The organism is Mycobacterium sp. (assembly GCF_035697385.1).
GTDB lineage: Bacteria > Actinomycetota > Actinomycetes > Mycobacteriales > Mycobacteriaceae > Mycobacterium.
Map to the genome: position 1 here is coordinate 1 of NZ_DASSCY010000090.1, position 26,344 is coordinate 26,344.

Genomic DNA, 26,344 nt, shown 5'->3' on the forward strand with positions numbered 1-26,344 from the left:
GCACGCGATGGTGCGGCCCGGCGAGCTGAACCTGATGACCGCGGGCGCGGGGATCTGTCACTCAGAAGTGTCGACCGCCGCGACGTCCACGCTGCACGGCGTACAACTCTGGGTGGCGCTGCCCGGCGCCGACCGCAACACGGCGCGCGACTTCGCCCACTATGTGCCGACACCACGTGGTCTCGGCGGCGCGACGGTACGGGTGTTCCTCGGCGAACTCGCCGGCGACCGCTCGCCCGTGCACACGTTCACCCCGCTGCTCGGCGCGCAGATCGACCTCGAGCCCGGCGCCGATCTGACGGTGGATGTCGATGCCGCCTTCGAGCACGGTGTGCTGCTCGACCAGGGCAGCGTCGAAGTCGCGGGCACCACGCTGGACATCGCCGACCTCTCCTTCCACGCCGCCGGCAGCGGACAGCTCAACATCGTTAACCGCGGTGACGGCCCGGCTCGGGTGATTCTGCTGGGCGGGACCCCGTTCCCCGAACAGCTGCTGATGTGGTGGAACTTCGTTGGCCGCAGCCACGAGGACATCGCGATGTACCGGCGACAGTGGGAGGAGCGCGACGACCGCTTCGGCGCCGTGCAGGGTTACCGCGGCGCGGTGTCGCGGCTGCCCGCACCCCCGCTGCCGAACGCCACGCTCAGGCCTCGGCCTAATCCGGGTATAGGAGACAGATGACCACCGACAAAACCGGTGCACCGACGACCGTCGCCGCCGAATCCAACCGCTTCACCATTTCCGTCGACGGCAAATCCGTCGGGCTGACCCAGTTCTCCGACCGTGACGGCCAACGCATCTTCACCCACACCGAGGTGGCCGACGACTTCGAAGGACGCGGTCTGGCAACCATTCTCATCGGTGAAGCGCTGCAGGCCACCCGCGATGCCGGGTTGCGCATCGTCCCCGTGTGCAAGATGGTGGCGTCCTACGTCGAGAAGCACGACGAATTCGCCGACGTCGTCGACCCCGTCGACACTGACATCAAGCGCTGGCTGGCGAATTCTTAGATGAGCTAGCGCGCTATCGTCGGTCGCGATGACGACACAGCCTCGCGCGACCGACGTACGCGCCGCTGGCGCCTTGCCCTCGGCGTTCTTCGTCGCCGAGGGTGACAGCTTCGTGCCAACGCCGATCGCGCGCGGCCCCTGGGGCCAGACCATCAGCGGCAACTTCGTCGGCGGCCTCCTCGGCCATGCCATTGAACGCGCCGCAGGCGACCCCGACTTCCAGCCCGCCCGGTTGACCGTCGACTTGCTGCGCCCTGCCGCGCTTGCACCCGTTGAGATGTGCACCACCGTCGCCCGCGAAGGTCGGCGGCTGAGGTTGGTGGATTCGGTGATGACGCAGTCCGGCGCGGTCGTCGCCCGCGCCAGCGCCTTGTTCCTGCGCCGCGGCGAACAACCAGTCGACGAGATCTGGTCATCGCCGGTGACCATGCCGCCGCTACCGCCGACGCCCGACCCGATTCCCGAAGACTTGACGATGCTGGTATGGACGTACGGCAGAGATACCGGCGGGCAGGAGCGCAGCGACCAGGGGAATGACCGGGATACGCCGGGGCCGGACTTCGGGCTCAGCGGCTGGCAACACGCAGGTCCGAAGTACATCTGGGTGCGCGATATCCGGCCGCTGGTCGAAGGAGAACCACTCACCCCGTTTTCCCGCGCGGCCATGGCCGGCGACATGACCAGTTCGCTAACCCATTACGGCACAGAGGGTTTGAACTTCATCAACGCCGACTACACGCTGACCCTTAGCCGCTTGCCGGAAGGGCCGTACATCGGCCTTGCCGCGCTGACGCACTACAGCCACGCCGGTGTTGCGACTGGCGTCGCCACCATCGTCGACCAGTTCGGCCCGATCGGCAGCGGTGTGGCCACCGCGTTGGCCAATACCGGCTTCGCCCCGCCGAGGCCTTAGCGCGGCTGCAGGATCACCACCGGGATCTCGCGCTCGGTCCAGCTCTGGTAATTCTCGAAGTCCGCGTAGACCTCGACCAGCTTCGGCCACAGCCGCGTCCGCTGTTCCGAGTCGGCCGTGACGGCGTGCACCGCGCGGCGATCGGCGCCGATCTCGACGAAGGTGTCGGGGTTCGCCATCAGGTTGCGATACCACTGCGGGTCCTCGGGCCGTCCGCCCTGCGACGCGACGATCACCACGTCCGAGCCGTCGAACATATACAGCAGCGGCGTGACGAACACCTTGCCGGACTTGCGTCCGCGGTGCTCGAGCAACAGCGTCGGCACCGGCTTGCGGAAGCCCGCACCGATGCGCCACTTGCCGCCGATGCGCCCGCCGGTTCGGCGATAGACCCACACATGCGCCTTGCCCGCGTACTTGAAGATTTTGGGGAGCAGCGGAGAGTCCAGCTGCTTCGGGCGTTCCTGAGGCATCAGAGGTACTGCGCCGTGCTGCCGCCGACGGGCATCTCGCCCATGCCGAGCTTGCGGTGATCCCAGCTACGCATCCGGATCGGCACCACCCGTACGCAGATCCGGTTGTTCATCATCTGGTCGACGAACGGCCGCATCTCTTCGGTGTAGGGACCGGTATAGCGCTCCCACACGCTAATCCCAACGCGCAGAATGGTTTCCGGGTCATCGACGATCTCGGCGTTGCCGTCGATGGAGACCCCGCGCAACGTGTCGTAGCTCTGCCCGTCCTCGATCATCACTGTGATCGTCGGGTCGCGGCGCAGATTGACTGCCTTCTGCGACTTGGCCTTGGTCTCGAACCAGATCTCGCCATCGACCACCGCGTACCACATCGCGACCAGGTGCGGCCTGCCGTCGGGTAGCACGGTGGCCATCGTCGCGGTGCGACTGCGCTCAATGAATTCGGCGATTTCGTCGTCGGTCATGACGATCTTCGCGCGTTGGTTTGTACCCACGCCTAATGCCTATCAGTTCGCGACGGCGGTCACCGTCACCGGGATGCCGTTGAGCGCTCCGTTGCCGGACGGCTCGTCGATGAACGTCGGCGGCGAAAGGATGTTGGTGTTCACGCCGGGCGAATCATTGGCGACCGACATGCGGGTGCCCGGCTTGCCGTGGCCCCAGCCGTGCGGCATCGACACCACTCCCGGCATGATCGCGTCGGTCACCTCGACGGGCACCTCGATGTGCCCACCGGACGACGTGACTGTGACCAGGTCGCCCGTCGCGACATGTCGCTTGGCCGCGTCGTCGCGATGCATGAGCAGCGTGCAGCGATCCTTGCCCTTCATCAACGGCCCGACGTTATGCAGCCACGAGTTGTTGGACCGCAGATGTCGCCGACTGACCAGCACCATCTCGTCGGGTGCGCGGTCAAGCCGCTGCCCCAGCCTGGGCAGGTCGTCGAGCAGGTACTGCGGTGCAAGGCGGATCTTGCGGTCCGCAGTCCCGAGGATCTCTGGGACCTGAGGCACCATGCGCCCGAAGTTGATGCCGTTCGGTTGCGCTTTGAGCTTGTCCAGAGTGAGGCCGTCGGGATTCTCGCCGTAGCGGTCGCCGAAGGGCCCGGTGCGCAGCGTGAGGTCGAGAATGCGTTCGGGCCCGCCAGTCAAACCAACCGAGTCGTAGTTCCTTCGGATTTCCGCGCCGTCGAGCCCCTGGGTGAAGGCCATGTAGTCGAAAAAGCCGTCGTCGATCGCCGCGACGTCGACGTCCTCCGCTGGTGTGCCGGTGCACAGTCCCGTCAGGCGGATGAGGATCTCCCACTCCTGCGGCCGATCTGGATCTTCGGGGGCGAATACCGGCGGCGAGTAGTTCGCGATGCTGTTGATCGCGAAGTTGAGGATGAGGTCGTCGTGGTGCGGCTGTTCGAGCGGAGACGGCGCGGGCAAGATCACGTCGGCGTGCCGGGTGGTCTCGTTGAGCCACAGGTCGACGGAGATCATCGCGTCCAGTGTCGGAAGCACCTCGTCGAGCTTGTGACCGGCCGGCGTCGAGAGCACCGGGTTGCCCGCCACGGTGATGAGCGCCTTGATCTGACCCTCCCCCGGCGTCGCGATCTCTTCGGCCAAACAGGACACCGGCACCTGACCCAGCACCTCTTTCGCGCCGCGGACCCTGGTGCGGAACCGGCCGAACTCGGGCGCCCCGTCTTCCAGACCGGGTATCGGCTGCATGGTGAGCGACCACGCCGTCGCACGGGGAAACATCGATCCGCCGGGAACATCGAAGTGCCCGGTGAGGATGTTGATGACGTCGACGAGCCAGCTGGCCAAACTACCGAATTCCTGATTGCACAAGCCGATTCGGCCGTACACCACGGCTCGCTTGGTGCCAGCCAGTTCGCGGGCCAACGCGCGGATGCGCTCGGCATCGATGCCGGTGACTGCGGCGACCCGTTCCGGTGACCACTGCGCGGCCATCTCGCGCATCCGCTCGAGCCCGTCGATGTGCGGTTCGATATCACCGAGCGAGACGAGGTTCTCCGCGAACAGCACGTGCGCGACGGCCATCAGAAGTGCCGCATCGGTTCCTGGCGTAATCGGCAGCCACTCGTCGGCGCGCGCAGCGGTCGCGGTACGCACCGGGTCGACGACAATCACCTTGCCGCGCTTGCGAATTCCGTCGATGATGCCCATCACGTCGGGCGCCGCGAGCAGCGAACCCTGCGACGCGGCCGGGTTCGCACCCATTACGACCAGCAGATCGGTGCGTTCGATGTCGGGGACCGGGAACGTCCACCATCCGCCGTACATCAGATGTGACGACAGGTTTTTCGGCCACTGGTCGACCGTGCCCGGCGAGTAGCTGAGCGGGATGCCGGACATGCCAAGCAGCACCCCGGTGTAGCGGCCCAGCGAGAACGAGTGGGCGAGCGGGTTACCGGTGTAGCACGTCACCGCTGCGATGCCGTGCTTCTCGATCACCGGGGCCAGCAGCTCCGTGCACCGCCGGAATGCCGCGTCCCAGCTGACCTCCTGCCATTGCCCGTCGACCTTAATCATCGGGCGGCGGATGCGGTCGGGGTCCTCGTGAATGGCGCCGAGCGTCGCGCCCTTCGGGCAGATGTGGCCGCGGCTCCAGGTGTCGTCGCGATTGCCGCGGATGCCGGCCACCTGTCCGCCATCGACTTGAATCTCCAAGCCGCACATGGCTTCGCACAACGGGCAGGTGTAGAGGTGGCGGCCGTCCTCGCCGATACCGGCCAAGGGTGGGGTGAGTCCGGCGGTCATTGGGTGCCTCCCTCTTCCGCGCGTGCGCAGCCTGCCAGTTTGTTGTGACACACTGTAACGACAAACGACCGAGTGGAGGCGCGAATCGTGGAGACCGCGGCGTCACGTCATCGGCGGCAGGGCTCACGTCGCGATCCGTCCATCGACTCGGCCGTGCTGGCAACGACGCGCCGGCTGCTGATCGACCGCGGCTATGCGGCGACGACAATCGACCTGATCGCGACCACCGCCGGTGTCAGCAGACCCACCGTGTATCGCCGGTGGAGTTCGAAGGCGCAGTTGGTCCACGAGGCGCTCTTCCCCGACCTCGGCCCCGAACGGCCCGAGGACGACTTCGCCGCCGAGATCACCCGGCTGTGCCGCGGGGCCCTGCGCATGTACGGCGACGCCGCCGTACGCGAGGCAATTCCCGGTCTGCTCAACGACTTACGGTCGAATCGTCAACTTCGCCGTGTCCTCAGCGACCGTCTGGAAGCCACCGCCCGCAGTCAGCTCGCCGCCAGGGTCGGCGACGCGGTGGCCGACGGTACGGCGCGGTCCGGCATCAGCGCCGACACCGTCATGGACGTCATCGCCGGTGGCGCTTGGTATGCGGTGTGCGTACGCCGCATCAAGGACGTCGACACCGCCGCCAAGGAACTGGCCGAGCTAGTGCTTGGCGGCGTACTCAGCCGCTCATCAACATGACGTACTGCGCCGCAACCTGCTGTTGGGTGTCCAGCAGGTTCGGCCCGCTGGTCTCGATCGCATACCGGTCCGCGGCGGCCAAACAGTAGAAGCCGCCGTCCTCGAATTGCAGGCAGCGGCTATCTGGCATGTTCTTCACCGGGTTGGCCGGCTTCGCCGTCGGCTCCACCTCGGCATAGAAGCCGTCGACGATTCCCGTCGCGCCCTTGGCATCGTCGGTCTGGTAGACGTTCGTCTTCGCCATGGCGATCAGATCGGTTTTGGTGTCTACGAACAACTTAGCCGAGCGCACCGGATCGCTTTGGAAATGCAGCGCGCCGCGCGTCTCATACGTTGCGTTCTGCGCGGGTGTGGCGTCCTCCTCGGGCATCGGCAGCGTGCGCTCCAACAATCCGTTCGGGTCGATCGAGATGTCGGCGAACTCGGACGGATCCGTCGCCCGGAAGCCGTCGATGACCTGGCTCTGCAACTCGATGGTCTTCGACACCAACGCGAGCGCAGGGTCGAGTCCCTCGGTCGACTGGCCCAGTTGCATCAGCACGTAGGGGCCATGGGCCGTGAAGGACCGCACCGCGTTCCACTTCGCGGAGCCGCGATCGATGGTGGTGTACTGATTCGCCTGCGCGTCAGCGTAATTCGGGATCGGCACTCGCGCAGCGGGGCCGTCGACTCCCTGCTGCTGCAGCGCGGTGGTGCCCAAGTCGGTTGCCGCGGCGGTGGCCGATGCTTCGTCGGGGAACCGCAGCACCGCGTTCAACAGCATCTTCTTGTTCTCGGCCACCCGGGCCGATGCGAAGCCGTTGATGAAGTTGTGGCCGCCCGCCACCGCGGCCAGTTCGCCTGGCCCGATCAACGCCATGGCCTTGGCGCTGTCGAGCACCAGGGCGCCGAATCCGAACGACCCCGTCAACGCGGAGTCGACCTCCCACGGCCCGATGACGTTGTTGGCCATGCGCTGGGCCTCGATGACCACGCCCCTGCGCGGATCACCCGCGACCCCGAGCGGCGCGCTGGGCTTCGTCGGATACGGCCCGACGTCGAGCTTGTCGACGTCGATCGATCCTTGCGGCGGCGCGGCGCCCTGGGCTTTGACGGGTGAACCATCGACGTTGGACGTACACGCGGCGAAAAGCATCACCGTGAATACGAGCAACGCCACTTTGATTAGTTGACGACCGACACCGTGGCGCATTCGCAAAAAACTACCGTGCGCGACACCGAAAGTGCTTCCGAGAATTAGAGGCGAGTCATCGAAAATGATGACCCGCCTCTAGATTTTTGTGGGCGAAGGGGGACTTGAACCCCCACGTCCCGAAGGACACTGGCACCTGAAGCCAGCGCGTCTGCCATTCCGCCACTCGCCCCAACAACCGGGGGAGCCTATCACGCTCGGCGCCCCAGCCTTCAACCGTACAGAACCGGCCCGGGTGGGCACTGAGCCGATCTTGATCGGACGGCTGACCTGCCCCGATGCGATTCTCAGAATTCTGATGGTCCCGCACCGCTGCACTGGGCCGATACCATGCTAGAAGCAGGTGGGGCCAGGCGACACGCTGGCGCACGGCCGCGTGAGCAGGACCGACGGATAACGACGAGTGAGTGGGGCGGTGATATGGGTCTAGTCGACCGCATCGAGCGCAAACTCGAATCCACCGTCGGGGACGCATTCGCCCGGGTATTCGGCGGATCGATTGTGCCGCAAGAGGTCGAGGCGATGCTTCGGCGGGAAGCCGACACCGGTGCCCGCGAAGTGCTCGGCGGCCGCATTTTGGCACCGAACGACTACGTCATTACCCTCAGTGTGCCTGACTATCAGAAGGTGAGCGCCGACCCGGACCTCACATCGACCACTTTCGCCAAGCACTTGGAGGGTTACATCCATGACCAGGGGTGGCAAACGTATGGTGATGTGGTCGTCAGATTTGAGCAGTCACCGAACCTGCACACCGGACAGTTTCGCGCGCGTGGCGCGGTCAATCCCGACTCGACCACAGGCGAACCCGCCCCACCACCTCGAGAACGCTCGTCCACCGCAGAATCAGGAGTACCAGCGATGACCGACAACCCGAACTATCGCGGCGGCCAGGGACCGGGGCGGCCCGCCGACGAGTATTACGACGAGCGGTACGGGCGCCCAGAGGACGGGCGCCCCGATCCGCGCGGCCAGCAGCCCCCGCCAGAGCCAGCCGGTTACCCGCCGCAGGGCGAGCCGGCGTATCCGCCCCGCCAGGGTTATCCCGAGCAGGGTGGCTATCCCGAGCAGGGTGGCTATCCCGAGCAGGGCGGCTATCCCGAGCAGGGCGGCTACCCGGAGCAGGGCGGCTACCCGCCGCAGTCCTACGAGCAGCGTCCGCCCGCCGGATACGGCCCGCCGCCAGGTGGCGGTTATCCAGACCCGGGTCACCGGCCTGCACCCGGCGGGTACGGCCCGCCGCAGGGTGGCCAGCCGGGCTACGGCGCCCCTGCCGGTGATTACGACTACGGACGTCCGCCCGCACCGGGACGCCACGAAGATTACGGCAGGCCCGAACCGCGTCCGGCCTACCCGGACCAGGGCGGCTACCCCGAGCAGGGCGGCTACCCGGATCAGGGCGGCTACGGCGGGCAGGCGTACGGCCGTCAGGATTACGCTCAGCCCGACTACGGCCGCTACGGCGAGCCGCCAGCAGGCGGATACGCCGAAGCCGGCTATGCCGAGCCAGCTGGAGGCGGATACGACTACGGTCAGCCCGCCGGGCAGGCAGGCGCGTACGGCGGCGGTTACGGCCAGGGCGACTACCCGGCCGCAGGCACCGCCGTCACGCTTCAGCTCGACGACGGCAGTGGCCGGACCTACCAGTTGCGCGAGGGTGCCAACGTGATCGGTCGCGGCCAGGACGCCCAGTTCCGGCTGCCCGACACCGGGGTGTCACGCAGGCATCTGGAGATCCGCTGGGATGGCCAGGTCGCTCTGCTGGCGGACCTGAATTCCACCAACGGCACGACGGTGAACAACGCGCCGGTGCAGGAGTGGCAGCTGGCCGACGGCGACGTGATTCGGCTGGGTCACTCCGAGATCATCGTCCGGGTTCACTGAGCGCTGGTCTGGTCTCGAACAGGTTGCGCCTGGATCGAAGCTGTTCGCTTCACCCGCACGCCGATCGCTGCCCAAGTATCGTGACGTTGCCGAAGGTGGCTGCGCAGATCCTGTCGCCGGCGCGACGTGAACGGGAGGGGGCCGAAGCCGCCCCGCCGGCGACATTGGACCTCAGAGAGGACGTCAGATGCAGGGGTTAGTACTGCAACTGACGCGCGTCGGATTCCTGCTCCTGCTGTGGCTGTTCATCTGGTCGGTGCTGCGGATCCTGCGGACCGATATCTATGCACCGACCGGCGCGGTGATGGTGCGACGGGGGCTGGCGCTGCGGGGCTCGCTGCTGCCAAACCGGGGCCGCCGCAATGTCGCGCGTCAGCTCGTGGTCACCGAGGGCGCCCTGGCCGGCACCCGCATCACGTTGGGCAGCCAGCCGGTGCTGATCGGCCGCGCCGACGACTCGACGCTGGTGCTCACCGACGATTACGCGTCGACACGGCACGCCAGGCTGTCGCCACGGGGTTCGGAATGGTATGTCGAAGACCTAGGATCGACCAACGGCACATACCTTGACAGGGCGAAGGTGACTACGGCGGTACGGGTTCCGATGGGCACGCCGGTTCGAATCGGCAAAACGGTAATCGAGCTGCGCCCGTGACACTGGTGCTTCGATACGCCGCACGCAGCGACCGTGGGTTGGTCCGCGCGAACAATGAAGACTCGGTGTACGCCGGTGCGCGACTTCTGGCGCTCGCTGACGGCATGGGCGGTCACGCCGCAGGCGAGGTCGCCTCGCAGCTGGTGATCGCCGCGCTGGCCCACCTCGACGACGACGAGCCCGGTGGCGATCTGCTGAGCAAGCTCGACGACGCAGTCCGCGAGGGCAACTCGGCCATTGCCGCACACGTCGAAGCCGATCCCGAGCTCGAGGGCATGGGCACCACGTTGACCGCAATCCTGTTCGCGGGCAACAGACTTGGGCTGGTCCATATCGGCGACTCGCGCGGCTATCTGCTGCGCGACGGTGAACTCACGCAGATCACCAAGGACGACACGTTCGTCCAGACGCTGGTCGACGAGGGACGCATCACCGCCGAGGAGGCGCACAGCCACCCGCAGCGGTCGCTGATCATGCGGGCGCTCACCGGCCACGAGGTGGAACCGACGCTGATCATGCGCGAAGCCCGCGCCGGCGACCGGTATCTGCTGTGCTCCGACGGACTTTCCGATCCGGTCAGTCACGAAACCATCCTCGAGGCGCTGCAGATCTCCGATGTCGCCGAAAGTGCCGACAGACTCATCGAATTGGCGCTACGCGGCGGCGGGCCCGACAACGTTACGGTCGTGGTCGCCGATGTCATCGACTACGACTACGGCCAGACCCAGCCGATCCTTGCCGGTGCGGTCAGCGGCGACGACGACCAAGTCGCACCACCCAACACGGCCGCCGGCCGCGCCTCGGCATTCAACCCGAAGCGCAACGTCGCCAAACGTGTTGTCCCGCAACCTGAAGAGCCTGTGCCGCGTCCACGGTCGCGGCGCCGAATGGTCATCGCCGCGGTGCTGCTGGTTCTCGTGGTGCTCGCCGGGCTGGCCATCGGTCGCGAGATCGTGCGCAGTAACTATTACGTAAGCGAACACGCCGGCACTGTCTCGATCATGCGGGGTGTTCAGGGTTCCTTTCTAGGCGTCGCGCTTCAGGAACCGTTTCTGCTGGGCTGCCTCAACGAACGAAATGAGTTGTCGCTCATCGGCGCAAGCCAGTCCCGCGACAGTCTGAGCTGCCGGATGCTGAGCGTCAACGATATGCGACCCTCCGAACGCGCGCAGGTGATCGCGGGCCTGCCCTCGGGCACGCTCGACGAAGCCATCGCGCAGATCGAGGAGCTCTCGCATAGCTCCGTGCTACCCGTTTGTCCGCGGCCCGCGCCGAAGACAACGCAGTCGCCGACGCCGACGCCACACCTACCCGAATCGGGACAGCCCGGTGACACCGGCGAGCCACGACTCCCCGGCATACCCGCGCCCGAGACGCCGACCACGGTCACCGCACCCACCCCCGCGCCGCCGCCGCCACCCGGTCAGCCCACTCCTCCGGAGTCGCCGCTGCCACCGCCTCCGTCACCGTCGCCACCGCCGTCCCCATCGAATGTGACGGCACTGCCTCCGCCGCCGCCTGAGCCGGGCACCAACTGCCGGGAAGTGGCATGACGACCCAAAGACGAGCGCGAGTGAGGATCGCAGCGAGGTACGAGCGAGGACCGGTGGGCCCACGCCCGAAGGGCAGGGGACGAGCGGGGGTCGAGACATGACCACCCAGCCGCAATCGCCCGTCGCCGTCATGCCGCCGCTTCCGAACCGGCGCAACGCCGAACTGGTTCTGCTCGGCTTCGCCGCGGTCATCACCACGGTGGCGCTATTGCTAGTCGAGGCGAATCAGGAGCAGGGCATCCACTGGGATCTAGCGCAGTACACCGTCGCCTATCTCGCGTTGTTCGCCGCTGCACATCTGACCGTGCGCCGATTCGCGCCGTACGCCGACCCGCTGCTGCTGCCGGTCGTCGCGCTGCTAAATGGCTTGGGCCTGGTGATGATTCACCGGTTGGACCTGGCCTCCGGAGAGCTGACGTCACAAGGCCTTGGCGGTACCGCAAACCAGCAGACGTTGTGGACGCTGGTCGGCGTCATCGGGTTTTCGCTTGTCGTGATCTTCCTGCGGGATCACCGGATGCTGTCGCGGTACGGCTACGTCTGCGGGCTGGCCGGGCTGATCCTGTTGGTGATCCCGGCGGTGCTGCCGCGCTCGATGTCCGAGCAGAACGGCGCCAAGATCTGGATTGAGTTGCCGGGCTTCTCGATTCAGCCCGCCGAATTCTCCAAGATCCTGCTGCTCGTTTTCTTCGCGTCGGTGCTGGTGGCGAAGCGGAGCCTATTCACCAGCGCCGGAAAGCATTTCCTGGGCATGGACCTGCCGCGGCCCCGTGACCTCGCTCCGCTGTTGGCGGCGTGGATCGCCTCGATCGGTGTGATGGTCTTCGAGAAGGACCTCGGCACGTCGCTGCTGCTGTACGCGTCGTTCCTGGTGCTGGTGTACATCGCCACCGACCGGTTCAGCTGGGTGGTCATCGGCTTGGGCTTGTTCGCCGCGGGAAGCGTTGCGGCGTATTACGTTTTCGACCACGTCCGGGTGCGCGTGCAGACCTGGATGGATCCGTTCGCCGATCCCGACGGCGCGGGTTATCAGATGGTGCAGTCGCTGTTCAGCTTCGCGACCGGCGGAATCTTCGGCACCGGACTCGGCAACGGACAACCCGGCACGGTGCCTGCCGCGTCGACCGACTTCATCATCGCCGCCGTCGGCGAAGAACTCGGGCTCGTCGGGTTGGCCGCCGTGCTGATGCTCTACACGATCGTCATCATCCGCGGACTTCGCACCGCGATCGCCGTGCGGGACAGCTTCGGCAAGCTGCTGGCCGCGGGCCTGGCGTCGACGCTGGCGATCCAATTGTTCATCGTCGTCGGCGGTGTCACCAAGTTGATCCCGTTGACCGGGCTGACCACACCGTGGATGTCGTACGGCGGTTCGTCGCTGCTCGCGAACTATCTGCTGCTGGCGATCCTGATGCGGATCTCGCACGCGGCGCGACGCCCGATCGATACCCGCGCGGCCAACCCGACGTCGATCGCGGCCGCGGGCACCGAGGTGATCGAGAAGGTATGAACACCTCGCTTCGCCGCATTTCCGTCATGATCATGGCGCTGGTCGTGCTGCTGCTCGTCAACGCCACGCTGACCCAGGTGTTCACCGCCGACGGCCTGCGCTCAGATCCGCGCAACCAGCGCGTGCTGCTCGACGAGTATTCGCGTCAGCGGGGCCAGATTTCGGCGGGCGGTCAGCTGCTCGCCTATTCGGTCTCGACCGAGGGACGGTTCCGCTTCCTGCGGGTGTATCCGAATCCGTTGGCCTACGCGCCGGTCACCGGCTTCTACTCGCTGAGCTATTCGAGCACGGGGCTCGAGCGTGCCGAGGACACCATTCTCAACGGCTCCGACCAGCGGCTGTTCGGTCGAAGGCTGGCCGACTTCTTCACCGGCCGCGATCCACGTGGCGGCAACGTGTCGACCACCATCAATCCCCAAGTGCAGCAAGCGGCTTGGGACGCAATGGAGGACGGCTGCCGCGGGCCCTGCAAGGGCTCGGTGGTCGCTCTGGAGCCGTCGACGGGACGGATCCTGGCGATGGTCTCGTCGCCGTCGTACGACCCGAACCTGCTGGCCACGCACAATGTGGACGAGCAGGCCACCACCTGGCAGCAACTGCGGGACAACCCGGACAATCCGCTGCTGAACCGGGCCATCTCGGAGACCTACCCGCCCGGGTCGACATTCAAGGTCATCACCACCGCGGCTGCGCTGCAGGCGGGCGCAACCGCGAATACCCAGCTCACCGCGCAGCCTCGAATTCCGTTGCCGGACAGCACCGCAACGCTGGAGAACTTCGGCGGTTCGTCATGCGGCGGCGGGCCGACCGCGTCGTTGCGGGACGCGTTCGCGAAATCGTGCAACACCGCCTTCGTCCAACTCGGCATCGACACCGGTGCCGACGCGCTCAAGTCCACCGCGCTGGCGTTCGGCTTGGACGCCACTCCCCCGACGATTCCGCTTCAGGTCGCCGAGTCGACGGTTGGGCCCATCACCGACGCCGCCGCGCTGGGAATGTCGAGTATCGGGCAGAAGGACGTTGCACTCACACCACTGCAAAACGCGTTGGTCGCCGCCACCATCGCGAACAAAGGGGTAGCGATGCGGCCGTACTTGGTCGATAGCCTGAAGGGGCCCGACCTCGCCAACATCAGCACGACGTCCCCACGAGAAGAGCGCCGGGCGGTGTCGCAGCAGGTCGCGGATACACTTACGGATCTGATGGTCGCCGCCGAGCAGGTGACGCAGCAGAAGGGAGCCATCGCCGGCGTGCAGATCGCATCCAAGACCGGCACGGCGGAGCACGGTACTGATCCGCGCAACACGCCGCCGCATGCCTGGTACATCGCCTTCGCGCCAGCTCAGGCACCCAAGGTCGCCGTCGCAGTCCTGGTCGAGAACGGAGGCGACCGCCTCAACGCCACCGGCGGTGCGCTGGCCGCGCCAATCGGGCGGGCCACCATCGCCGCAGCGCTGCGGGAGGGATCATGAGCCCCCGCGTCGGCGTCACTCTGTCGGGCCGGTATCGGCTGCAGCGGCTCATCGCCACCGGCGGCATGGGCCAGGTGTGGGAGGGTGTCGACTCCCGGCTGGGCCGGCGCGTCGCGGTCAAGGTGCTCAAGGCGGAGTATTCCGAGGACGCCGAGTTCGTCGAGCGGTTCCGTGCCGAGGCACGCACCGTCGCCATGCTGAACCATCCGGGCATCGCCAGCGTCTACGACTACGGCGAGACGGATATGGACGGCGAGGGCCGCACCGCGTACCTGGTGATGGAACTGGTCAACGGAGAACCGCTCAACTCGGTGCTCAAGCGCACCGGGCGGCTGTCGCTGCGGCATGCCCTGGACATGCTCGAACAGACCGGGCGTGCGCTGCAGGTCGCGCATACCGCTGGCTTGGTGCACCGCGACGTCAAACCCGGCAACATCCTGATCACGCCGACGGGGCAGGTGAAGCTCACCGACTTCGGCATCGCCAAGGCCGTCGACGCCGCGCCTGTCACGCAGACGGGCATGGTGATGGGCACGGCCCAGTACATCGCGCCCGAACAGGCGCTGGGCCACGACGCCACCGCAGCCAGTGACGTGTACTCGCTGGGAGTCGTTGGCTACGAATCGGTTTCGGGCAAGCGGCCGTTCACCGGTGAGGGCGCGTTGACCGTCGCGATGAAGCACATCAAGGAGACCCCTCCGCCGCTGCCTGCCGATCTGCCGCCCAACGTGCGCGAGCTCATCGAGATCACTCTGGTGAAGAACCCCGGCAGCCGGTACCGCTCCGGTGGGCCGTTCGCGGACGCGGTGGCCGCGGTGCGATCGGGTCGTCGGCCGCCACGGCCGAACCAGGCGCCGTCCATCGGCCGGGCGACGCCCGCTGCTGTGCCGTCGGCCGCTCAGGCCCGTGCCGCCGCAGATGTCACCGGTCGCGCACCTATGACCGCTGCCAGGCCACGCCCCGTTTCCGGCAGCCACCGCACTCCCGTGGCGCCGCGGCGCACCTTTTCCTCGGGTCAGCGCGCGCTGTTGTGGGCCGCTGGGGTGCTCGGTGCGCTGGCGATCATCATCGCCATCCTCATCGTCTTGAATGCGCAGGACAACGCGAACACCAGGCCGTCGACCGAGACCAGCACCTACACCGAAACCGTGCCGCCTCCGTCGCCGACCGCGATGCCGGATTGGACCAACCAGGGTGCGATCGGTCATGGTGGACAAGAAATCGGGGTATCCCGAATCGACGCGCTCGCGTCGCCCGCATCGGTGCAGGTGACGCCCCCGGCCCCAGAACGAACATGGCAATGACGACCCCTCAGCACCTGTCTGACCGGTACGAAATCGGTGAGATCCTCGGCTTCGGAGGCATGTCCGAGGTCCATTTGGCGCGCGATCAGCGGCTACACCGCGACGTGGCCATCAAGGTGCTGCGTGCGGACCTGGCCCGCGACCCGAGCTTCTATCTGCGCTTCCGCCGCGAAGCACAGAACGCCGCCGCGCTGAATCACCCCGCCATCGTGGCGGTGTACGACACCGGTGAGGCGGAGACACCACAGGGGCCGCTGCCCTACATCGTGATGGAGTACGTCGACGGGGTCACGCTGCGCGACATCGTGCACACCGAGGGCCCGATGCCGGCGAAGCGTGCGCTCGAGGTCATCGCCGACGCCTGCCAGGCGCTGAACTTCAGTCACCAGCACGGCATCATCCACCGCGACGTCAAGCCGGCCAACATCATGATCAGCAAGACCGGCGCGGTGAAGGTGATGGACTTCGGTATCGCCCGCGCGCTGTCGGACGCCAACAGCGTTACCCAGACCGCGGCGGTGATCGGGACGGCCCAGTACCTGTCGCCCGAGCAGGCCCGCGGCGAGAAGGTCGACGCGCGTTCCGACGTCTATTCGCTGGGCTGCGTGTTGTACGAAGTCCTCACGGGTGAGCCACCTTTCGTCGGCGACTCCCCCGTCGCAGTGGCGTATCAGCACGTGCGCGAGGATCCGGTGCCGCCGTCGCAGCGGCACAACGACATCTCCCCCGAGCTGGACGCCGTCGTGCTGAAGGCGCTGGCCAAGAATCCGGATAACCGCTATCAGACCGCCGCCGAGATGCGCTCGGACCTGGTGCGGGTGCACAGCGGCGAGGCGCCTGACGCCCCCAAGGTTCTCACCGACGCCGAGCGCACATCGTTCATGTCGGCGCCCGCGCGCGGCGAGCGGACAGAACCCATCCTCGACGACGCGCCGCGGCAGGAGCCCGCGTATGCCGAGCGGGAGCGCGGCGCCTCGGTGGGCCGCTGGCTGATCGCGGTCGCGGTGCTCGCCGTGCTGACCGTCGTGGTCACGATCGCGATCAACACGTTCGGCGGCACCACGCGCGACGTGGAAGTTCCCAATGTCGCCAACCAGTTGGAGAACGACGCAATCGCCGTATTGCAAAACGCGGGTTTCAAGACGAACACCCTGCGGAAGCCGGACTCCGAGGTTGACCCTCAGCACGTCATTGACACCGAGCCCGCCGCGGGCACTCTTGTCGGTGCCGGGGACGAGATCACAATCAATGTCTCCACCGGTCCCGAACAGAAGGAGATCCCGGACTGCAAGGGCCGAACTTACGAGCAATGCACCGAATTGCTCAAGGACGCTGAGTTTGAGAACGTCCAGAAGGCCCTGAACGCGTCGACACCCCAGCAGAAGGACACGGTCTTAGCGACGAACCCGCAGGCCAATCAGCTGACGGCGATCACCAACGTCATCACGGTCATCGTCGGCTCCGGGCCGGACAGCAAGGTAGTGCCGGATTGCGTGGGTCTGACCGTCGATGACTGCCGGACGATCCTCAACCAGTCCGGCTTCCAGAACCTCGTTCCCGTCGAGGTCGACGGCACGCGGCCGAGCGGCGAGGTTGTCGGCACGAATCCGCCTGCACCACAGAGCGTTCCGGTGGACACGTTGATCCAGATTCAGGTGTCCCGTGGCAATCAGTTCACCATGCCGAACCTGCGGGGAATGTTCTGGGTCGACGCCGAGCCGCTCCTGCGCGGGTCCTACGGGTGGACTGGCAATTTGATCAAGCTGCAGAACGCGCAGAACAGCGGCGTCCCGTCGAACGGGATCGTGACTCAGGACCCGCCGGCGGGCGGCCCGATCACGGTCACCGCACCGATCACGCTGAGCTTCGCGCAGTAGCGGCCTGCACGGCGTTCGCGACCTCGTCCTCGAGCTGGCGCACCAGCGACTCGTCCGGCGCAGCGCCGCAGTAGGCGAGCCAGTTGGCCAGCATCCGGTGTCCACCCTGGGTGAGGATCGACTCGGGATGGAACTGCACGCCGTGGATCGGCAGCTCGGTGTGCCGCACGCCCATGATGACGCCACCCTGAGTTCGGGCGATGACTTCGAGCTCGGCTGGCACGGTGTCGGGCAAGATCGTCAGCGAGTGATACCGCGTCGCAGTGAACGGATCCGGAAGCCCTTGCAGCACACCGGTATTCGAGTGGAACACGGTGCTGGTCTTGCCATGCAGTAACTCCGGCGCACGGTCGACCGTTCCGCCGAATGCCACTCCGATGGCCTGGTGGCCCAGGCACACGCCGAGCAGCGGAGTCTTCGCCGTCGCACATGCACGGACCAAGGGAATGGACGCGCCGGCACGTTCGGGCGTACCGGGGCCGGGGCTGAGCAGTACGCCGTCGAACTCCTCGGCGACCTTTGCGACATCGGCGTCGGTGGCCAAGCGCTCATCGTCGTTACGCCACACTTGCGCGTTCACCCCGAGCTGTCCCAAATATTGGACAAGGTTGAACACGAAGCTGTCGTAATTGTCGACGACCAAAACCTGCATCAGGCAAGGATAGGTCGCCTTGTGCATTGGCTCTGCGGTGAGGCCGTTGGTCGATCGAACTTCAGCGCCCTATGCGCGGAATCGATGCGCCGAAGGCACTAGTACCCGACGGGGCCCGCAGGCTTGGCGAACCGCATCCGCACGGGCTCGGAATGCCCGACCAAGTCGACCGCCGCGCGTGGTTCTTCGGTATATCCCAACCCGAACCGGATCACGTACTGCTTGTAGAGCGTGACCAACGGCGACGCCGCGAGCGCGGCCTGCATCGCGGCCGGATCGCCGATCGCGGTGACCACGTACGGCGGGCTGTACGTGCGGCCGTTGAGCAGAAGCGTGTTGCCGACGCATCGCGGCGCCGATGTGCCGATGATGCGTTGGTCCTGCATCTGGATGCCCTCGGCGCCGGCGCTCCACAGTGCGTTCAGCACCGCTTCGATGTCCTGTTGGTGCACCACGAGGTCGTCGGGGGAGGCGTCGCGCGGGAAACGCCCCTCAGCGTCGCGCTGTGCATCGTTGAGCGTCACGACGAGGCCGGGCCCGCGCATCGGGTCCAGACCGGCGTCGACGGCCAGCCGAGCGCTCTTGTCGGTGATCGCAGCCAGCGCCGCGTCGGAGCCAGGCGAGCCGCCGTGGTGGCTATCCATCGTGGTCACCAGTGAATCGCGCTGGGCGGTGAGCCGGTCCACCGACTGCTGGGCCTCGCGCACCAGGTCGACCAGCCGGGGCGCGTCACTGCGCCGGATCTCGTCGCCGCCCGAAACGCCGTACGTGGCCGAGAGCAGAAGACCGGCCAGCAGACACACCACCGGGACGCCGAAGCGCCAGGCGGTGCGTCGGGACTGGTTCATCGGCTCCTCTCCAGGAATTCTGGCTGGCGCGGCTCCTGCGTTAGGCTCGTAAGTACATCCTGCTTCATCGTCGCACCGTGTGACGCCGAGTGTCCGCGAAGGTAGCCATGCCCAAGTCCAAAGTTCGTAAGAAGAACGACTTCACCATCAGCCCGGTGAGCCGGACCCCGGTCAAGGTCAAAGCCGGGCCGTCGAGCGTCTGGTTCGTCGTTTTGTTCGTCGGCTTGATGCTGATCGGGCTTGTCTGGCTGCTGGTCTTCCAGCTGGCGTCGACGGCGATACCGTTCCTGGCCGAACTGGGGCCGTGGAACTATGCGATCGCATTTGCTTTCATGATCACCGGTTTGTTGCTCACGATGCGGTGGCGGTAGCCCTACCGACCAAAGGTATGAATTTAACTTGTCCTCCGCGCGTTACCCGTTTAGCAACCTCGTGGTCACCAGATCACACTGATGTGATTCATCCCCATTGGGGATAGCACTTGTGGATAACCTCATTAGCAACGGTAAAAGGGTGTAAGTAACCCATGCAGCAAACTGAGTGGAGTCCGCCCACGTTGGGAATCGCCGCTAGTGGCATAGCCGGACTTATCTTGGCTATCACCGCTGTGACCATGATCACAGACCTGCCAGGACGCGTCTTGGTGGGCATTGCCGCAGTGGGGCTAGTCGTGTTTGCAAGCCAGTCTTGGCGCGCACGGCCAAAACTGGCAATCAGCGCCGAGGGACTACTTACCCGCGGCTGGTTGGGCACAAACATCTTGCGGCGCGGCGATATCAAGCTCATCCGGATCACCGAGTTCCGCAGGCTCGCGCGCAAGGTGCGCCTACTGGAGATCGACACGACGGATGACCGGCTGCTGGTCTTCACCCGTTGGGATTTGGGCACCGACCCGCTCAAAGTGCTCGATGCACTGACTGCTGCCGGCTACGCCGGCTCCTCGCAAGCCCCTTAAGAGACGGTGATCGACTCGACCACGACGGGATCGGTCGGCCGGTCGCTGCGGTCGACGGCCGTGGTGGCGATGGCGTCGACGACCTTCTGGGACTCCGGATCGACGACCTCGCCGAAGATGGTGTGCTTGCGGTTCAGGTGCGGCGTCTTGCCGACCGTGATGAAGAACTGCGAGCCGTTGGTGCCCGGTCCACGGTTGGCCATCGCGAGCAGGTACGGCTTGTCGAATTGCAGCTCGGGATGGAATTCGTCGGCGAACTCGAATCCGGGGCCACCGCGCCCGGTTCCGGTCGGGTCCCCGCCCTGGATCATGAACCCGTCGATGATGCGGTGAAAGACGACCCCGTCGTAGAAGGGTCCGGACGTGCCGCCCGACGCGTTCTCGCCGCTGTAGTCCTTGGTGCCCTGGGCCAATCCGACGAAGTTGGCGACGGTCTTGGGGGCGTGGTTTCCGAACAGTGCGATCTTGATGTCGCCGCGGTTGGTGTGCAGGGTCGCGGTCGCTGTCTGAATGGGGCTCGTCACGGGATGCCAGTGTGCCACGCTCGCTTCGGCGCCCAACCGGGCACCGGTGCGTCGCCGTTGATGGCAGGCTGGATGGCGAATCGTTGCGGCCGCAGAGAGGTGGGACATGAGCTCAAGGACCGATGCCCGGTTGACCCCTAGCCAGAGGCTGAGTCGTGGCCTGAAGTACTCGGCCGTCGGACCGGTCGACGTCACGCTGGGCACGGTGGGATTGAGCTGGCAGGGCGCGCAGTCAGCCGCGGGCACCGTACGTCGGCGCCTCGACAAGAGCAGGCTCGCCCAAGAACTCGGCGACGCGCAGGACACCATCGCGCAGGAACTCGCGGCGGCTCAGGAGGTGCTCGCGAGCCTCCCGCAGGTGATCGCCGAGGCACGCAAGCCCAAGCGGCGGCGTCGGCCCCTGGTGTTGGCGGCCGTCGGTGTGGTGGTGCTGGCCGGGGGAGCGGTGGCCTTCTCGATCATCCGTCGTTCGTCGCAGCCCGAGCCATCAGCCGCGAGCCAGTCGCGACCGCCCAGCGTCGATGTAAGCCCAAAGCCCTAGTTTGCTGTGAGCTGACTCCGATGGCCGTTTCCGTGTTCGACTTGTTCTCGATCGGGATCGGGCCGTCGAGTTCTCATACGGTCGGCCCGATGCGGGCGGCCGCCCGGTTCGCGCACCATCTCGTCGACGATGGCGTCCTGCCGACAGTCACACGTGTCCGCATCGAGCTTTACGGTTCGCTCGGCGCGACGGGCGCCGGTCACGGCACGCCCGGCGCAGTCATGCTCGGACTGGAAGGAACCGCACCAGAGACCGTCGATCCGCGTCTTGCCCGCGCCCGCGTCGAAGAGATCCGAGCCGGCAGGAAGTTGCTCCTCGCCGGTTCCCACACAATCGACTTCGACGAAGCCGCGGACATCGTTTTGTCGTTGCAAGCCATGGAGTTTCACAGCAACGGCCTGGTGTTCGTCGCGCATGGCGACGACGGCGCGGAGATCGCCCGGCGGGTGTATTACTCGGTCGGCGGAGGGTTCGTCGTCGATGAGGACGAGGCGCGCTCGGGCACCCGCGAAGATGTCACTGTCCCGTATCCGTTCAGCACGGCGGCTGAACTCGTCGCGTTGGCGACGGGGGAGGGCTGCAGCATCGCGGAACTGATGGTCCGCAACGAGGCCGCGTTGGCTCGCGAGCCGGATCTACGGGCTGGGCTGCTACGAATCTGGTCGGCGATGCGCGAATGTGTCGACGCGGGGCTGAAGGCCAGCGGGACGTTGCCCGGTGCGTTGCACGTCCGTAGGCGAGCCCGTTTGCTGGCCGAGGCGCTCGACCCCGATGACCCGCTCTATGCGATGGACTGGCTGACGGTGTACGCGCTTGCCGTCAACGAGGAGAACGCCGGCGGCGGTCGAGTGGTGACGGCGCCGACGAACGGCGCGGCCGGCGTCATCCCCGCAGTGCTGCACTACTACCGGCGGTTCGTTCCGGGTGCCGGCGACGACGGCGTGGTCGAGTTTCTGTTGACGGCCGCCGCGATAGGTCAGCTGTTCAAAGCGAACGCCTCGATCTCCGGGGCCGAGGTGGGCTGTCAGGGTGAGGTCGGGTCGGCGTGCTCGATGGCGGCGGCCGGACTCGCGGCGGTGCTTGGCGGAACACCTGCACAGGTGGAGAACGCCGCCGAGATCGGGATCGAGCACAACCTCGGGCTGACGTGTGACCCGGTCGGCGGTCTTGTGCAGATTCCGTGCATAGAACGCAACGCCGTGGCGGCGGTCAAGGCGATCACTGCGGCGCGAATGGCGTTGCACGGGGACGGAACTCATCACGTCAGCCTCGACACGGCCATCAAGACGATGCGCGACACCGGGGCGGATATGAAGGACAAGTACAAGGAGACATCACTCGGCGGGCTCGCCCTCAACGTCGTCGAGTGTTAGCTCATTGGCCGTACGTGAACCGCAGGTTGGCGTTGATGAGCTCGCCGATTCTTTTGCGCATGTGCCTCGTGAGAGTGGGATCGGGGAGCGGCTCGTCGACATAGAGCGTCCAGCGCAGATCGGTGCCGCCGCCCGCGGCCTGCAAGTCGAAATTCACGCGAGCATCGGGACGCTTGACCCACAGAGATGACCAAATCACCAGGTCGGGTCGGCTGAATTCGATGACCACAGGCTCGATTTCGTCGTCGAGAAGATGCAGCCACGGCCGGACGGGTTGACGATGCGGATCGCAAAGATCCTCGAAGATGACCCGTGGCGGCGCGGGCTGATTGCGCTTTCGCGAGCCGATCGACTCCATACAGATAAACGTAAATCGAGATCGTTGTGGAGCCTAGGAGATTCGAACTCCTGACATCTGCCTTGCAAAGGCAGCGCTCTACCAACTGAGCTAAGGCCCCTGAGTTGTGATCAGGAAGGCGCATCGGGTGCTGCGTGCCATACCTCGACGCCGTGCCGGGACCGCCAGACGATCACCGCGATAGCCGCCGCTGCGAGCACAAGCACCAGCTTCATGGTGTGCACCTTTCCGTGGGGCTAGGAGGACTCGAACCTCCGACCTCTTCGTTATCAGCGAAGCGCTCTAACCGCCTGAGCTATAGCCCCGTGTGCCGTACGGGCCGAGCGACGAGATTACCGCAATCGTAGGCCGCCGCCCAAACCAGATTCCCTAGTCAGCGTCAATCGCGATCCGCGAGCGTCACCTCGACGCCGCCGACCAGATCGGTGGTCAGGTTGTAGATGAACGCGCCGACGGTCGCCATCGCAGTCAGCAGCACGATGTTCACCAAACCGATCAGCGCCGCGCCTCCGAAGATGGTTCCGCTGGAGACCAGCTCACCGCCGGTTTGGCCGCCGGCACTGGTCAACAGGTCGCCGACGTTGCTGTTCAGCTTGCTCCACACGCCCATACCGCCGAGCACGAGATACAGGAACGCCACCGCGATCATCCACACGAAGAACAGTGCGACCGACAACACCAGCGACACCTTCAGCGCGCTCCACGGGTCGATCCGCCGGATCTGCATCGCGGCCCGCACCGGACCGTGGTGCTTGGTGCCCACCTGGATGCGGCTGGTGGCCTTCGCCGGCCGGCTCGCCGGTTCCTGCGCGTTGCGCTCCGGCGCGGGCTTGCGCTGCTGCGGCGGGCGCGGCGTCGGCCCCGACAGGTCAGGAAGCTCACTGGCGTACGCCTCGGGACGTGGCGCCTCGGGACGTTCACCCCGCGGCGGGCCGTCGGCCTCGTGAGGCGGCGCCGAGGCGGCGCCTCCACCCGCGATGAAGCGGTTCAGCCTGGCGTCCAACCCGGCCGTGTCGCTGGCCGAGTGGCCCGCAGCTGAGCCCGCCCGCGGCGACTCCGTGCGTGCCTGCCCCTCAGGCGGCTGACGGTGTGGCTGCCGCGCCGAGCGTGCGGCCGGGCCCCGTTGCCATGGCGGCACGTCGCCGGAGTCGGCCGCATGGCCGGCCGGCGAGCCCGCTGGGAGCGGCCCTGTGACGGAACCGTTGGCGCCGATGGGGCCGTCACCCGCACGCGGGTACCCCGGCTCGTTCGGTGAACTCACCTACGGCTCCTTAACGTCGTTACGTCTCGTCGGCCTCGACAGCGTCGGCCTCGTTCTCCTCGGCGTTGCGCGCGACCGCAACCAGTGTGTCGCCCTCACCCAGGTTCATCAACCGAACGCCCTTGGTCTGTCGCCCGGCCTTGCGGACCTGGCGAGCTGCGGTCCGGATGACACCGCCACCTGAGGTGATGGCGTACAACTCGGTGTCGTCGTCGACGATCAACGCTCCAACCAGGGTGCCACGCCGCTTGTCGTACTGGATCGTCAGCACCCCTTTGCCACCGCGGCCCTGGACCGGGTACTCCTCGATCGCGGTGCGTTTGGCATACCCGCCCGCGGTCGCGACCAGCAGATATGTGTCGGCGCGGACAACGTTGAGCGACAGCAGCCGGTCGTCGGTATTGAACCGCATGCCCTGCACACCCGAGGTGGCGCGACCCATCGGGCGTAGCGCTTCGTCGGTTGCTGAGAAGCGGATCGACTGACCCTTGGCCGACACCAGGAGCAGGTCTTCGTCGGACGAGCACAGCACCGCGCCGACCAGTTCGTCACCGTCGCGCAGATTCACCGCGACGATGCCGCCCGAACGGTTCGAGTCGAAGTCGGTCAGCTTGGACTTCTTGACCAGGCCGTTGCGGGTCGCCAGCACGAGGTACGGCGCATCCTCGTAGCTCTTGATCTGGATGACCTGGGCAATGCGCTCCTCCGGCTGGAACGCCAGCAGGTTCGCGACGTGCTGACCACGCGCGATCCGCGACGCCTCCGGCAGGTCGTAGGCCTTGGCTCGATAGACCCGGCCCTGCGTGGTGAAGAACAGAATCCAGTCGTGGGTCGAGCAGACGAAGAAGTGGTTGACGATGTCGTCCTGCTTCAGCCCGGCACCCTGCACCCCCTTGCCGCCGCGCTTCTGGCTGCGATAGAGGTCCGACTTGGTGCGTTTGGCATAGCCCGTCTCGGTGATGGTGACGACGACCTCTTCGCGGGCGATCAGATCCTCGTCGGAAACCTCGCCGTCGGCGGGCACGATTCGCGTCCGGCGGTCATCGCCGTACTTGTCGGCGAGCTCCTTGAGTTCGTCGCGCACGATCGCGCGCTGACGCTCCGGCTTGGCCAGGATGTCTTCGAGGTCCGCGATCTCGGCCTCGATCTTGGCCAGGTCGTCGACAATGCGCTGCCGTTCCAGAGCGGCCAGGCGGCGCAACTGCATGTCCAGGATCGCCTGCGACTGGATCTCGTCGATGTCTAGCAGTTCGATCAGGCCCTGCCTGGCGACATCCACTGTCTCCGACGCCCGGATCAACGCGATCACTTCGTCGAGCGCGTCGAGCGCCTTGACCAGACCGCGCAAGATGTGGGCGCGCTCGTTGGCCTTGCGCAGCCGGTAGGTGGTGCGACGCACGATGACGTCGAGCTGATGGTTGACGTAGTGCCGGATCAGCTGGTCGAGGCGCAGCGTGCGGGGCACGCCGTCGACGATCGACAGCATGTTGGCGCCGAAGCTGGTCTGCAGCTGCGTGTGCTTGTAGAGGTTGTTCAGCACCACCTTGGCCACGGCATCGCGCTTGAGCTCGATGACAATGCGTAGCCCGACGCGGTCGCTGCTCTGGTCCTCGATGTTCGAGATGCCGTTGAGCTTCGCGTCGCGGACCTGCTCGGCGACCGAGGTGATGAAGTTGTCGTGGTTGACCTGATACGGCAACTCGGTGATGACGATGCCAGTGCGGCCTCGGGAATCTTCTTCGATCTCGACCACACCACGCATCCGGATAGATCCACGTCCGGTGGTGTACGTGTCGTGAATCCCTTGGGAGCCAACGATCAAGCCGTGGGTGGGGAAGTCCGGACCCTTGACGCGTTCGGTCACCGCCTCGAGGGTTGCTTCTTCGTCGGCCTCATGGTTGTCCAGGCACCAGTACACCGCGTCGGCGAGTTCACGCAGGTTGTGCGGCGGCATGTTGGTGGCCATGCCGACGGCGATGCCGCCCGATCCGTTGGCGAGCAGGTTTGGAAAGCGGCTCGGCAGTACGGTGGGTTCTTGAACACGGCCGTCGTAGTTCGGGATGAAATCGACTGTCTCCTCATCGATTTCACGCAGCATCTCCATCGCCAACGGCGTAAGGCGCGCCTCTGTATACCTCATCGCGGCTGGGGGATCGTTGCCCGGCGAGCCGAAGTTGCCTTGGCCGTCGACTAGGGGATACCGCAGCGACCACGGCTGCGCCATCCGGACCAACGTGTCGTAGATCGACGCGTCGCCGTGCGGATGGTAATTACCCATCGTCTCGGCGACCGAGCGCGCCGACTTTGCGTGGCTGCGATCAGGCCGGAATCCCGAGTCGTACATCGCATACAGCACCCGGCGGTGCACCGGCTTGAGGCCGTCACGGACCTCCGGCAGCGCGCGGCCGACGATCACGCTCATCGCGTAGTCGATGTAGCTGCGCTGCATCTCCTGCTGGATGTCGACCGGCTCGATGCGGTCTCCTGCTTCGTCGCCCGGCGGCAACGTGGTATCAGTCATGTGTTT

The 26,344-nt window shown here is 66.2% G+C and carries 25 protein-coding genes and 3 tRNA genes; 15 read left to right on the plus strand and 13 right to left on the minus strand.

The window, feature by feature from the left end; all coding sequences use genetic code 11:
* From VFH65_RS07965 to VFH65_RS07975, 3 genes are all read left to right on the plus strand, one after another.
* On the plus strand, positions 1–682 hold a 682-nt coding region (locus tag VFH65_RS07965), incomplete at its 5' end, for a pirin family protein (RefSeq protein ID WP_353320609.1).
* Entirely contained in the window at positions 679–1,011 is a 333-nt protein-coding gene (locus tag VFH65_RS07970; RefSeq protein WP_353320610.1) for a GNAT family N-acetyltransferase, read from the plus strand. The genes VFH65_RS07965 and VFH65_RS07970, both read left to right, overlap by 4 nt.
* A 28-nt stretch (positions 1,012–1,039) precedes the next feature.
* Positions 1,040–1,924 (plus strand): acyl-CoA thioesterase domain-containing protein, encoded by an 885-nt coding sequence (locus tag VFH65_RS07975; RefSeq protein ID WP_353320611.1) that lies wholly within the window; start codon positions 1,040–1,042, stop codon positions 1,922–1,924.
* On the opposite strand, the gene VFH65_RS07980 is transcribed toward VFH65_RS07975, so the two are convergent.
* Genes VFH65_RS07980 through VFH65_RS07990 form a run of 3 tightly spaced genes read right to left on the minus strand, consistent with a single transcriptional unit; the run spans position 1,921 to position 5,171 of the window.
* On the minus strand, positions 1,921–2,397 hold the full coding sequence (locus VFH65_RS07980) for a nitroreductase family deazaflavin-dependent oxidoreductase (protein ID WP_414688379.1): 477 nt from the start codon (positions 2,395–2,397) through the stop codon (positions 1,921–1,923). The two genes, VFH65_RS07975 and VFH65_RS07980, sit on opposite strands and share 4 nt — an antisense overlap.
* Positions 2,397–2,894: a pyridoxamine 5'-phosphate oxidase family protein gene (locus tag VFH65_RS07985; protein ID WP_353320612.1), complete on the minus strand. Its 498-nt coding sequence runs from the start codon at positions 2,892–2,894 to the stop codon at positions 2,397–2,399. Before VFH65_RS07985 ends, VFH65_RS07980 begins: the two co-directional genes overlap by 1 nt.
* A gap of 12 nt (positions 2,895–2,906) precedes the next feature.
* The gene (locus VFH65_RS07990) at positions 2,907–5,171 is read right to left on the minus strand and encodes a molybdopterin-dependent oxidoreductase (protein WP_353320613.1); all 2,265 of its coding nucleotides are present in this window, start codon (positions 5,169–5,171) and stop codon (positions 2,907–2,909) included.
* Positions 5,172–5,255: 84 nt separating this feature from the next.
* Here VFH65_RS07990 and VFH65_RS07995 point away from each other — a divergent pair, with 84 nt between their 5' ends.
* Entirely contained in the window at positions 5,256–5,858 is a 603-nt protein-coding gene (locus VFH65_RS07995; RefSeq protein WP_353320638.1) for a TetR/AcrR family transcriptional regulator, read from the plus strand.
* Here the strand turns inward: VFH65_RS07995 and VFH65_RS08000 are convergent.
* Positions 5,839–7,017 carry a DUF7373 family lipoprotein gene (locus VFH65_RS08000; protein ID WP_353320614.1) on the minus strand — a complete coding sequence of 393 codons (1,179 nt, stop codon included), beginning with the start codon at positions 7,015–7,017 and terminating at the stop codon, positions 5,839–5,841. The two genes, VFH65_RS07995 and VFH65_RS08000, sit on opposite strands and share 20 nt — an antisense overlap.
* 122 nt (positions 7,018–7,139) lie before the next feature.
* Positions 7,140–7,222: transfer RNA gene (locus tag VFH65_RS08005), tRNA-Leu, on the minus strand.
* A 248-nt stretch (positions 7,223–7,470) separates the two neighbouring features.
* Between VFH65_RS08005 and VFH65_RS08010 the strand changes: the two genes are divergently transcribed.
* The 7 genes from VFH65_RS08010 (at position 7,471) to pknB (ending at position 17,305) form a co-directional block, all read left to right on the plus strand.
* Complete coding sequence (locus VFH65_RS08010) at positions 7,471–8,934, plus strand: FhaA domain-containing protein (protein WP_353320615.1); 1,464 nt, start codon at positions 7,471–7,473, stop codon at positions 8,932–8,934.
* A 187-nt stretch (positions 8,935–9,121) separates the two neighbouring features.
* A complete protein-coding gene (locus VFH65_RS08015) occupies positions 9,122–9,589 on the plus strand; it encodes an FHA domain-containing protein FhaB/FipA (protein ID WP_353320616.1) in 468 nt (155 codons plus the stop codon).
* Positions 9,586–11,142, plus strand: a complete 1,557-nt coding sequence (locus VFH65_RS08020) for a PP2C family protein-serine/threonine phosphatase (RefSeq protein WP_353320617.1) — start codon at positions 9,586–9,588, stop codon at positions 11,140–11,142. Before VFH65_RS08015 ends, VFH65_RS08020 begins: the two co-directional genes overlap by 4 nt.
* A 97-nt stretch (positions 11,143–11,239) precedes the next feature.
* Positions 11,240–12,652 (plus strand): FtsW/RodA/SpoVE family cell cycle protein, encoded by a 1,413-nt coding sequence (locus tag VFH65_RS08025; RefSeq protein WP_353320618.1) that lies wholly within the window; start codon positions 11,240–11,242, stop codon positions 12,650–12,652.
* Positions 12,649–14,124: a D,D-transpeptidase PbpA gene (pbpA, locus tag VFH65_RS08030; RefSeq protein ID WP_353320619.1), complete on the plus strand. Its 1,476-nt coding sequence runs from the start codon at positions 12,649–12,651 to the stop codon at positions 14,122–14,124. Before VFH65_RS08025 ends, pbpA begins: the two co-directional genes overlap by 4 nt.
* Complete coding sequence (locus VFH65_RS08035; RefSeq protein ID WP_353320620.1) at positions 14,121–15,428, plus strand: serine/threonine-protein kinase; 1,308 nt, start codon at positions 14,121–14,123, stop codon at positions 15,426–15,428. Before pbpA ends, VFH65_RS08035 begins: the two co-directional genes overlap by 4 nt.
* On the plus strand, positions 15,425–17,305 hold the full coding sequence (gene pknB, locus VFH65_RS08040; RefSeq protein ID WP_353320621.1) for a Stk1 family PASTA domain-containing Ser/Thr kinase: 1,881 nt from the start codon (positions 15,425–15,427) through the stop codon (positions 17,303–17,305). The genes VFH65_RS08035 and pknB overlap by 4 nt, the downstream gene beginning before the upstream one ends.
* Here the strand turns inward: pknB and VFH65_RS08045 are convergent.
* On the minus strand, positions 17,283–17,957 hold the full coding sequence (locus tag VFH65_RS08045; protein ID WP_353320622.1) for an aminodeoxychorismate/anthranilate synthase component II: 675 nt from the start codon (positions 17,955–17,957) through the stop codon (positions 17,283–17,285). The genes pknB and VFH65_RS08045 overlap by 23 nt on opposite strands.
* Before the next feature lie 98 nt (positions 17,958–18,055).
* A complete protein-coding gene (locus VFH65_RS08050) occupies positions 18,056–18,805 on the minus strand; it encodes a DUF881 domain-containing protein (RefSeq protein WP_353320623.1) in 750 nt (249 codons plus the stop codon).
* A 107-nt stretch (positions 18,806–18,912) separates the two neighbouring features.
* On the opposite strand from VFH65_RS08050, the gene crgA reads away from it, so the two are divergent.
* Both crgA and VFH65_RS08060 read left to right on the plus strand, forming a co-directional pair.
* Positions 18,913–19,176, plus strand: a complete 264-nt coding sequence (crgA, locus tag VFH65_RS08055) for a cell division protein CrgA (RefSeq protein ID WP_353320624.1) — start codon at positions 18,913–18,915, stop codon at positions 19,174–19,176.
* A 155-nt stretch (positions 19,177–19,331) separates the two neighbouring features.
* Complete coding sequence (locus tag VFH65_RS08060) at positions 19,332–19,760, plus strand: PH domain-containing protein (protein WP_353320625.1); 429 nt, start codon at positions 19,332–19,334, stop codon at positions 19,758–19,760.
* On the opposite strand, the gene VFH65_RS08065 is transcribed toward VFH65_RS08060, so the two are convergent.
* Positions 19,757–20,284, minus strand: a complete 528-nt coding sequence (locus VFH65_RS08065) for a peptidylprolyl isomerase (protein WP_353320626.1) — start codon at positions 20,282–20,284, stop codon at positions 19,757–19,759. The genes VFH65_RS08060 and VFH65_RS08065 overlap by 4 nt on opposite strands.
* A 106-nt stretch (positions 20,285–20,390) precedes the next feature.
* On the opposite strand from VFH65_RS08065, the gene cwsA reads away from it, so the two are divergent.
* The gene (gene cwsA, locus VFH65_RS08070; RefSeq protein WP_353320627.1) at positions 20,391–20,825 is read left to right on the plus strand and encodes a cell wall synthesis protein CwsA; all 435 of its coding nucleotides are present in this window, start codon (positions 20,391–20,393) and stop codon (positions 20,823–20,825) included.
* A 20-nt stretch (positions 20,826–20,845) separates the two neighbouring features.
* On the plus strand, positions 20,846–22,198 hold the full coding sequence (locus tag VFH65_RS08075) for an L-serine ammonia-lyase (protein ID WP_353320628.1): 1,353 nt from the start codon (positions 20,846–20,848) through the stop codon (positions 22,196–22,198).
* A 1-nt stretch (position 22,199) separates the two neighbouring features.
* Here VFH65_RS08075 and VFH65_RS08080 read toward each other — a convergent pair whose 3' ends face one another.
* The 5 genes from VFH65_RS08080 to gyrA all read right to left on the minus strand — a co-directional run bounded on the left by VFH65_RS08080 (position 22,200) and on the right by gyrA (position 26,338).
* On the minus strand, positions 22,200–22,556 hold the full coding sequence (locus tag VFH65_RS08080; protein ID WP_353320629.1) for a hypothetical protein: 357 nt from the start codon (positions 22,554–22,556) through the stop codon (positions 22,200–22,202).
* Between the two features lie 27 nt (positions 22,557–22,583).
* Positions 22,584–22,656 (minus strand) — tRNA-Ala (locus tag VFH65_RS08085).
* A gap of 131 nt (positions 22,657–22,787) precedes the next feature.
* A tRNA-Ile gene (locus tag VFH65_RS08090) sits at positions 22,788–22,861 on the minus strand.
* 74 nt (positions 22,862–22,935) lie between these two features.
* Complete coding sequence (locus VFH65_RS08095) at positions 22,936–23,817, minus strand: DUF3566 domain-containing protein (RefSeq protein ID WP_353320630.1); 882 nt, start codon at positions 23,815–23,817, stop codon at positions 22,936–22,938.
* Positions 23,818–23,836: 19 nt separating this feature from the next.
* Entirely contained in the window at positions 23,837–26,338 is a 2,502-nt protein-coding gene (gene gyrA / locus VFH65_RS08100) for a DNA gyrase subunit A (protein ID WP_353320631.1), read from the minus strand.
* Positions 26,339–26,344 lie beyond the last annotated feature (6 nt).

Bases quoted from the DNA above. Each gene is read 5' to 3' on its own strand.
- VFH65_RS07970 (WP_353320610.1), top strand. From the start codon at position 679: ATGACCACCGACAAAACCGGTGCACCGACGACCGTCGCCGCCGAATCC.
- VFH65_RS07975 (WP_353320611.1), top strand. From the start codon at position 1,040: ATGACGACACAGCCTCGCGCGACCGACGTACGCGCCGCTGGCGCCTTG.
- VFH65_RS07980 (WP_414688379.1), bottom strand. From the start codon at position 2,397: ATGCCTCAGGAACGCCCGAAGCAGCTGGACTCTCCGCTGCTCCCCAAA.
- VFH65_RS07990 (WP_353320613.1), bottom strand. From the start codon at position 5,171: ATGACCGCCGGACTCACCCCACCCTTGGCCGGTATCGGCGAGGACGGC.
- VFH65_RS08010 (WP_353320615.1), top strand. From the start codon at position 7,471: ATGGGTCTAGTCGACCGCATCGAGCGCAAACTCGAATCCACCGTCGGG.
- VFH65_RS08015 (WP_353320616.1), top strand. From the start codon at position 9,122: ATGCAGGGGTTAGTACTGCAACTGACGCGCGTCGGATTCCTGCTCCTG.
- VFH65_RS08025 (WP_353320618.1), top strand. From the start codon at position 11,240: ATGACCACCCAGCCGCAATCGCCCGTCGCCGTCATGCCGCCGCTTCCG.
- pbpA (WP_353320619.1), top strand. From the start codon at position 12,649: ATGAACACCTCGCTTCGCCGCATTTCCGTCATGATCATGGCGCTGGTC.
- VFH65_RS08035 (WP_353320620.1), top strand. From the start codon at position 14,121: ATGAGCCCCCGCGTCGGCGTCACTCTGTCGGGCCGGTATCGGCTGCAG.
- pknB (WP_353320621.1), top strand. From the start codon at position 15,425: ATGACGACCCCTCAGCACCTGTCTGACCGGTACGAAATCGGTGAGATC.
- VFH65_RS08045 (WP_353320622.1), bottom strand. From the start codon at position 17,957: ATGCAGGTTTTGGTCGTCGACAATTACGACAGCTTCGTGTTCAACCTT.
- VFH65_RS08050 (WP_353320623.1), bottom strand. From the start codon at position 18,805: ATGAACCAGTCCCGACGCACCGCCTGGCGCTTCGGCGTCCCGGTGGTG.
- crgA (WP_353320624.1), top strand. From the start codon at position 18,913: ATGCCCAAGTCCAAAGTTCGTAAGAAGAACGACTTCACCATCAGCCCG.
- VFH65_RS08060 (WP_353320625.1), top strand. From the start codon at position 19,332: ATGCAGCAAACTGAGTGGAGTCCGCCCACGTTGGGAATCGCCGCTAGT.
- cwsA (WP_353320627.1), top strand. From the start codon at position 20,391: ATGAGCTCAAGGACCGATGCCCGGTTGACCCCTAGCCAGAGGCTGAGT.
- VFH65_RS08075 (WP_353320628.1), top strand. From the start codon at position 20,846: ATGGCCGTTTCCGTGTTCGACTTGTTCTCGATCGGGATCGGGCCGTCG.
- VFH65_RS08080 (WP_353320629.1), bottom strand. From the start codon at position 22,556: ATGGAGTCGATCGGCTCGCGAAAGCGCAATCAGCCCGCGCCGCCACGG.
- gyrA (WP_353320631.1), bottom strand. From the start codon at position 26,338: ATGACTGATACCACGTTGCCGCCGGGCGACGAAGCAGGAGACCGCATC.